The following is a 6,954-nucleotide window of genomic DNA, read 5'->3' on the forward strand; positions in this document are numbered from 1 at the left end:
AATTATGTGCATTTTTTTTAATTACCTTTACAAACACTGGAAATGTATCGACCGTAATTCAAATAAAAAAAATGGTTCTATTGGTTTAATAGGCTTTAGATAATGCCAGTATGTTGGTTTAATTAATAAGAATCTTCTAATTAAATTTGGGTAGAATGCTGATTAATTTACAATAAGGACTTATTTTATGCTGAATTATTTAGTTAGTTTTTCGACATGGGCTGAGAGCAATTCAGGACAGATTCAGATTCTGATAGGCATATTAGCGCTAAGTCTTGCAATTTTTGGTTATACACAAATAATTGAACAGATAAAAATTGCAAAAAAACAGGAAGATCGTGCAGATGAACAAAGAAAATTTGAATTAAAGATACAATCCCTTAATATGTCACTCATAGCTTTAGATAAAAACGCATTAAGAATAAATAATTTTAAAAAAATATTGAAATTGTCGGAAGGGTCTATCAAATCACTCGATCAGAATAGCGAAGTAATAGAAGGTGATATTCGAAAGTTAATTACACTCACTAAAGGAAAAATTAACCATGCTGAAGAAGTCCAAGAAGATATTTTTGATATGTGTAAGCGTATAAACAGAAAGAGCGCTTTCCATAGTCTAGATGAGCTAACTGCTATATATGATGTATTAATTTCTATAATAAATGATGCAAATAATACTGACTTAATGAGACATCACTTTACGATAACTGAAGATTAACAATCTCATATCACACAAAAATCCTCAGCCTCACTACTCACCCTACCCCATTAACTGAATAAGGCTTTTCGTATGTAGCCTCTAACATGTCAGCAATATCTTCGATCCCGGGTGTAGTAAGTATTTGCCAGCACTTTGATATACGCCCAGTGATCAGGGCCAGCACATCAATCGATAATTTCTATTTATTCACAAAGGGTTGAGTGCTTTATGTCGCGTGTCATAAAAATGAATATCTGGAAGCCCTGCCTTTTGCTTTCTACGTTTCCATATCAACTTAAATGAATTCTCTTTTTGAGGGATTAATATTAAGTCCGTCATATTGAATCAAATCCAGAAGCTCTATAGCCTTTATATTTAACGGCATATTAAGTGCATCACCATTTTTAGTCTTTGGCAGATGAACATTTCTATCGTAAATATTTTTTATCTTTATACCCATTTCCCCCATCACATTGCAGTTTTAAGTGCAAACCGAAATGTCCATATAACAGAATGATCTGACCTTATTCATAGCATTATTTTATTATCAAAAGATTCAATGTACTTTCTTATTCTTGGCTCAGTTAATTTCATGACGTACTTTCCAAAATTCTTGTCGTAACCTTGACGTAAATTAAGCTGTATAATCGGTAAAAAGCAGCGATTTTAAGGATAACGCGGATAAAGATACTTTTTATTGTAGGTATAAAAAAAGGGTTTTAAGCTACTGTTTTCGCTTAAAACCCTTATAACATTAGTTTTTGAATCCTGGTAGGTATATCCAGACTCGAACTGGAGACCTCTACGATGTCAACGTAGCGCTCTAACCAACTGAGCTATACACCTAGAATGCTTGGCATATTATAAATTTTTCGATCTCAAAACAAGTCTTTTCATTTAATTTTCAATATATACGTACAAGTTTTAAGCAAATCTTTGAATTGTTTCAGATCTTGGTCTGAGAATTCCCTGCCTGAATAAATTGATTTTTCAAATAGTCTAATTGCTTCAAAGAATACAGTCTGATCTTTGTCCTGAACTTGCTGAGATAGCCTTAACATCCACTGATGAAAAGTTTCCGCAGACTGTTTTCTCAAATCTTTTTTTAAAGACTGATTAAACTGCTGAATAGAATGTTCAAAAGGTGACTGTAACTGCCGATTTTTAAAATAGATTTTTAAAATATAAAGCAGTACGAGTATGCCAATACCAGATATTAAAATAATTACGCTGGAATAGACTGAACTTAGGCCCAGTTTCGCTAACCAGCCCTGCTGTGATTCGGCATTATAGCCTACGACCTTACTTTGCCATTGGTAACTTGCATAATCACTCCAGACTCTTAGTTTGGTCAGCCATATATTACGGTGTGATGTCCAGCCAGAATTACTTGCCCATACTCGCTCATCTTGCGAGATTAAATTTTGCATCCCATCATCAATACGTTGCGGGGCTACCATTGCGGTAGGATCAAAACGCTGCCATCTTTGGTCAATCCAGACTTCTGTCCAGGCATGAGCATCCAACTGACGAACTTCCCAACTTTTCCCATCGGGCGCCAATTGTCCGCCTTGATAACCTGTGACCACACGTGCCGGAATTCCCACATATCGCATCAGCATCACAAAACTGGAAGCATAGTGCTCACAAAAACCCTGCCGGGATTTAAACAGAAATTCATCAATCCGGTTTTTGCCGAGTACACCTGGTTTCAGGGTATATACAAAATGATTTTGCTGGTACCAGTTCAAGACTGTTCGGATATAACGTCGCGGATCCTCCCCACTTTGTAGATATAAACGCTGTGCCAGCTGTTGTGCCTGAGTATCCAAATGGACTTGAGTCTGGGTATTCAGTCGCTGAACAAATTGTTCTGGTAGAGCACTTTCAGCATTGTGATTACCCAGCCATTGCAAATGGATCGGTTCTACTCGTTGGGTTAAACGCCTTGGTACGATACTCCAGTCCTGACGATTATAATAACGGCGTTCCAAAGGCATCGACTTTTCCAGGCCCATCACCCAGAACACAGAAGGATCAGCAGCCAAATATTGGTAATTCCACCCTGATGTGGATACTGGAACAACTTCTCCAGGCTGACGGATTAAAGGCTGCTGATTAATAAAGCTACTGGTCCAGCGCTGTCCATCATATTCATCTAGCACCAATGCCCGCCAATACAACTCTGAACGTGGCGGCAGTTTACTCACATCACCAATAATCCTGAAAGCTAGAGCATTAGATTGAGATAATTCAGCAATATCGCCCGGTGACATACTGTCACCGATTCCGGTTACGCCTTTATTTTCTGGAATTGGGATATGCCAAAGCGGTGGCAAACGCGGAAAGAAAATGAATAACAAAATAAAAAACGGCAGAGCATAAAGCACAAATCTGCCGACATATTTGGCATCTTGCTGTAAGGCTATACGTGGTGATTGCTGACTCTGCTGAAACTCACTGGTCTGAATCCGGTATAAGCCAATTAGACAGCTTAATAAGCATAGAATAATCACAACAGCCATGCCAAAAGATTGGCTATATAGAAATGAACTGGCCGCAACAAAAAGCGCAAAATTAAACAGAATAATCAGATCCCGCCGGTTTTTCGTTTCCAGTGATTTGGCAAATAAAAAAGTGGAAAGAACTGCAACACCTGCCTCCACTCCAATAAAACTTTGGTAGCTAAGATAAATACTACCTAATGCTAAGGCCGTGAGAAGAAAAGTTCCTATTTTAGAAAATGGCTTTTGCCGTTTAAGAAAAATCCAGATACACAGTAAGCTAATGACAAAGATAATGCTGAGCAGCACCGGGATGAAAGCTACTTGGGCAAGGATGATCAAGCCTAGGGTCAAGACGATCGAAATTCGGATTTTTCCATCAATCATAGATTCACCCGTTATGCCTGAGCCAATAATTGTTTGGCCTTACGTAACTGTTCTTCACCTGCTCCCTGCGGCAATTCTGCCTGAGGTAAATGCAGTGCATATGCACATTGCTGCTGCTCACATTGCTCAATCAGTCCCATCATCAAGCCCAGTTTCTCCTCATGCGACTGGCTAGGCATGTGTTCATAATGAATCTCAAAGCTATGTTCATCCTGATACTGTTCAAAGACTTTGACATACAAGCCTTGCCCACGTGCAAACTGTTTCCAGGAAACCGCCTGCAATGAGTCTCCAGATTGATAATTTCGTAATTCACGGAACTCATCCATATCCGGTTCAAAGCTATTCTGATAAATCTTGTTTTCCGAAGTATTGTTTTTAGCTTTAGGTGCCACCCAAGCAAACTGATGATGATAAAGATAGGTCCAGGCTCGTACCAGGCCAAAGGGATAAACCGAATAGATCTGAATCACCGGATACTCAAATTTACCGCGACGTTCAGCATAAAATGGTAGCATCCAATGCTGCTTTTGTTCAGTCAGATAAACTTTCTCCAGCTGATTGCCGGCCTTAATATACAGATAACGCGGCCGGGCTGTCGCTTGCTGAAAATAAAAATATAGATTAAGCGCATGACCCACCTGCCCAACGTCTTCAGCAACCATTTCGATATCCAGATCATGCAACTGTTTAAAGGTCAGATAGAAGCTGACACATAGCACTGCACTAATCAGAAAGCAGAAACCTAAAATCAGGTTATTGGCATAGTTCACGCCAGCGATAAAGGTGATAAAAATCAGAACCAGATACAGATAGCCCTGCTGATAAATAAAGACCAGTACATCCTTTTGAGAAAGTCGTTTTTGCTGTGAAAATTGAAAGCGTTTCGCCAGCCAGTTTTGCCAGGTTTTATCCAAGAGCGGACTCCTTTAACTGACTGCGACCTGTTGCATCACATTTAATGTTTCTGCATCGCTCAGCCCCAGACGATGGGCGGCGACTGCCACAAAAACGGCTTGTACATCGTCCGGAGTTACGAAGCTACGTTGCTGAATAATGGCATTCGCCTGTGCTGCACGTTTAAGCGCCAGCAAACCTCGTGTTGATAAGCCTTGGCGTTTCTTACGGGTTTCTTCCGCAAGATCTAGCATATATTCCTGAACCGCTTCACTGATAAAAATCTGCTGGGTCAACTGCTGTAATTCCAGCACTTCATTTTCAGTAAATACATGTGCCAAGCTAGCGATCAAGGCAAAACGGGATTCTTGCTGTAATAACAGTTTTTCAGCATGACGGGATGGATAACCTAAAGACAGACGCATTAAAAAGCGGTCTAGCTGAGATTCAGGCAAGGCATAAGTGCCACTTTGAAATAAGGGGTTCTGGGTCGCGATTACCCAGAATGGCTTAGGCAAAGCATAACGTATCCCATCGACAGTGGCATAGCCTTCTTCCATCGCCTCCAGCAAGGCACTCTGAGTTTTGGGACTGGAACGGTTAATTTCATCTGCCAGCAAAATCTGGGTAAAAATAGGCCCCTGCTTAAACTCGAATTGATGTTCTTTCTGGTTAAACATATTGATACCGATCACATCACTGGCCAGCATGTCATTGGTAAACTGAATTCGCTGAAATTTCAGTCCTGCGAGATGGGCTAGGCTGCTTGCCAATGTTGTCTTGCCCAAACCGGGTAAATCTTCAAACAAGACATGCCCGCCTGCAATCAGACAGCATAGGGCTAATCTGGTCTGTGCATGTTTATCCAGAACAATGGCATTAATTTCTTGGAAAAATTTTTGAATCTTGGGGGCATAATCAGCCAGCTTCTGTTCAAGCTCATCATTGTTGTGCGCAATATCCAGCTTTTCTTTTTGTTTCATGCCCCAGATCACAATATTTTCCCTAATAAAACATGCTGTAGGATTAACATACACTGTTTTTTAAAATTCCCCAAAGATCAGTCATCTGCCGACTTTATTTCTGCAGAATAAATTAGGAATTTTAGAAATTTTATATGATTAAATTTCCTATAAGAGCCAATTGAAGCTTTAAGATTAAAGTTTAGAAAAATTACATTTTGATTGGCATATTTATTAGAGAAAACAGGTTATTAAAAACCTTTGAGATCTGAACTTATACCTAAAAGGTAAAGACTTTTAAAAATTTAAATTCCCAATGTCAAAATAGATCATAATTTTGTTTTATCTTGTTTGAATCCTAAAATTTGCCCGTAAAAAAGCGCCCCGAAAGGCGCTCATTTTATTCATCCATTAGCATGGACACTTCTTCATATCTCCACCGGCAGATGGATAACGCGAATCTACACAGTGACGATAAAATGTTTTAGGGTCCATCGCTTCCAGATCAGGATGGTGCTTTTTCATATGCGCCAGATAGGTCTGATAATCCGGCACACCCACCATCAGGCGGAAACTCTGCTGTAAACGCTGCCACAACGTTGCAATCCGTGACCAGTTTTTCGGGTTCAGGATTAAGTCTTTTTGTGACATCACGGTCATCTTGATGATTTTATAGATAACCGCTTTTCCACCTTTAGCAAACTTCAAGTTCATGCGCTGCTCCTTAATGTCCTTTTGCAGGCTGAATTTCTTCAGGATCGCGATATACTGCTTCGGCTTCATTTACAGTTGGTACCGGGCTCGCCAGGGCACGACGGATCACGCCAATCGCAGCAAATAGCATTACAAACGCTACGATCATGAAGAAGCCACAAAGTGCTGCGTTGATCTGGTTCGACATTGCGACAGTCTGCATTTCAGCCAGGGTTTTCGCTGGTGCCAGAATTTCATTATTCGCAATTGCCGTATTGAAACGCTCTGCCTGTGCCAAGAAACCGATCTTTGGATTTTCATGGAAAATCTTTTGCCAACCGGCTGTCATTGAAGTAATAAACAGGAATACGGTTGGAACAATGGTTACCCACACATATTTCTCTTTCTTCATCTTGAACAGAATCACAGTACCCAAAATCAATGCCATTGCAGCCAGAATCTGGTTACCAATACCGAACAATGGCCATAAGCTATTAATACCGCCTAATGGATCAACAACGCCCTGATAAACGAAGAAACCCCAGCCAGCCACAGCAACGGCTGTACCCAGCATATTACCGAAGAAGTTATGAGATTGTTTTACCGCAGGAATCACGATACCAACTGTATCCTGAACCATGAAGCGACATGCACGAGTACCCGCATCTACCGCTGTCAAAATGAATAAAGCTTCAAACAGAATTGCAAAGTGATACCAGAAGGCCATCATTTCACGGCTGTTAAAGATTTCGGTAATGATATGCGCCATACCAATCGCGAAAGTTGGTGCACCACCCGTACGTGACAGAAT

General features: G+C 40.3%; 6 protein-coding genes and 1 tRNA gene. 1 reads left to right on the forward strand and 6 read right to left on the reverse strand.

The genetic code is table 11. The features are described 5' to 3' along the window. Window positions 1-187 precede the first annotated feature (187 nt). Entirely contained in the window at window positions 188-718 is a 531-nt protein-coding gene (locus tag B4J23_RS10920) for a hypothetical protein (RefSeq protein WP_125278426.1), read from the forward strand. A 751-nt stretch (window positions 719-1,469) separates the two neighbouring features. Here the strand turns inward: B4J23_RS10920 and B4J23_RS10925 are convergent. From B4J23_RS10925 to B4J23_RS10950, 6 genes are all read right to left on the reverse strand, one after another. After that, a tRNA-Val gene (locus B4J23_RS10925) sits at window positions 1,470-1,546 on the reverse strand. A 47-nt stretch (window positions 1,547-1,593) separates the two neighbouring features. Further along, on the reverse strand, window positions 1,594-3,591 hold the full coding sequence (locus B4J23_RS10930) for a DUF3488 and transglutaminase-like domain-containing protein (protein WP_291360595.1): 1,998 nt from the start codon (window positions 3,589-3,591) through the stop codon (window positions 1,594-1,596). An 11-nt stretch (window positions 3,592-3,602) separates the two neighbouring features. Continuing rightward, on the reverse strand, window positions 3,603-4,508 hold the full coding sequence (locus B4J23_RS10935; RefSeq protein WP_291360596.1) for a DUF58 domain-containing protein: 906 nt from the start codon (window positions 4,506-4,508) through the stop codon (window positions 3,603-3,605). Window positions 4,509-4,520: 12 nt separating this feature from the next. After that, complete coding sequence (locus B4J23_RS10940) at window positions 4,521-5,471, reverse strand: AAA family ATPase (RefSeq protein ID WP_125278423.1); 951 nt, start codon at window positions 5,469-5,471, stop codon at window positions 4,521-4,523. A gap of 390 nt (window positions 5,472-5,861) precedes the next feature. After that, the gene (locus B4J23_RS10945; RefSeq protein ID WP_004782606.1) at window positions 5,862-6,164 is read right to left on the reverse strand and encodes a YbdD/YjiX family protein; all 303 of its coding nucleotides are present in this window, start codon (window positions 6,162-6,164) and stop codon (window positions 5,862-5,864) included. A 10-nt stretch (window positions 6,165-6,174) separates the two neighbouring features. Beyond that, window positions 6,175-6,954 (reverse strand): carbon starvation CstA family protein (locus tag B4J23_RS10950; protein WP_291360598.1); only part of this gene is annotated, 780 nt, incomplete at its 5' end.

The organism is Acinetobacter sp. UBA3025 (assembly GCF_002367915.1).
In the GTDB taxonomy this organism is placed as follows: domain Bacteria; phylum Pseudomonadota; class Gammaproteobacteria; order Pseudomonadales; family Moraxellaceae; genus Acinetobacter.

What these genes read in the sequence shown, in the direction of transcription:
- B4J23_RS10920 (WP_125278426.1), top strand. Translation starts at nt 188, where the DNA reads ATGCTGAATTATTTAGTTAGTTTTTCGACATGGGCTGAGAGCAATTCA.
- B4J23_RS10930 (WP_291360595.1), bottom strand. Translation starts at nt 3,591, where the DNA reads ATGATTGATGGAAAAATCCGAATTTCGATCGTCTTGACCCTAGGCTTG.
- B4J23_RS10940 (WP_125278423.1), bottom strand. Translation starts at nt 5,471, where the DNA reads ATGAAACAAAAAGAAAAGCTGGATATTGCGCACAACAATGATGAGCTT.
- B4J23_RS10945 (WP_004782606.1), bottom strand. Translation starts at nt 6,164, where the DNA reads ATGAACTTGAAGTTTGCTAAAGGTGGAAAAGCGGTTATCTATAAAATC.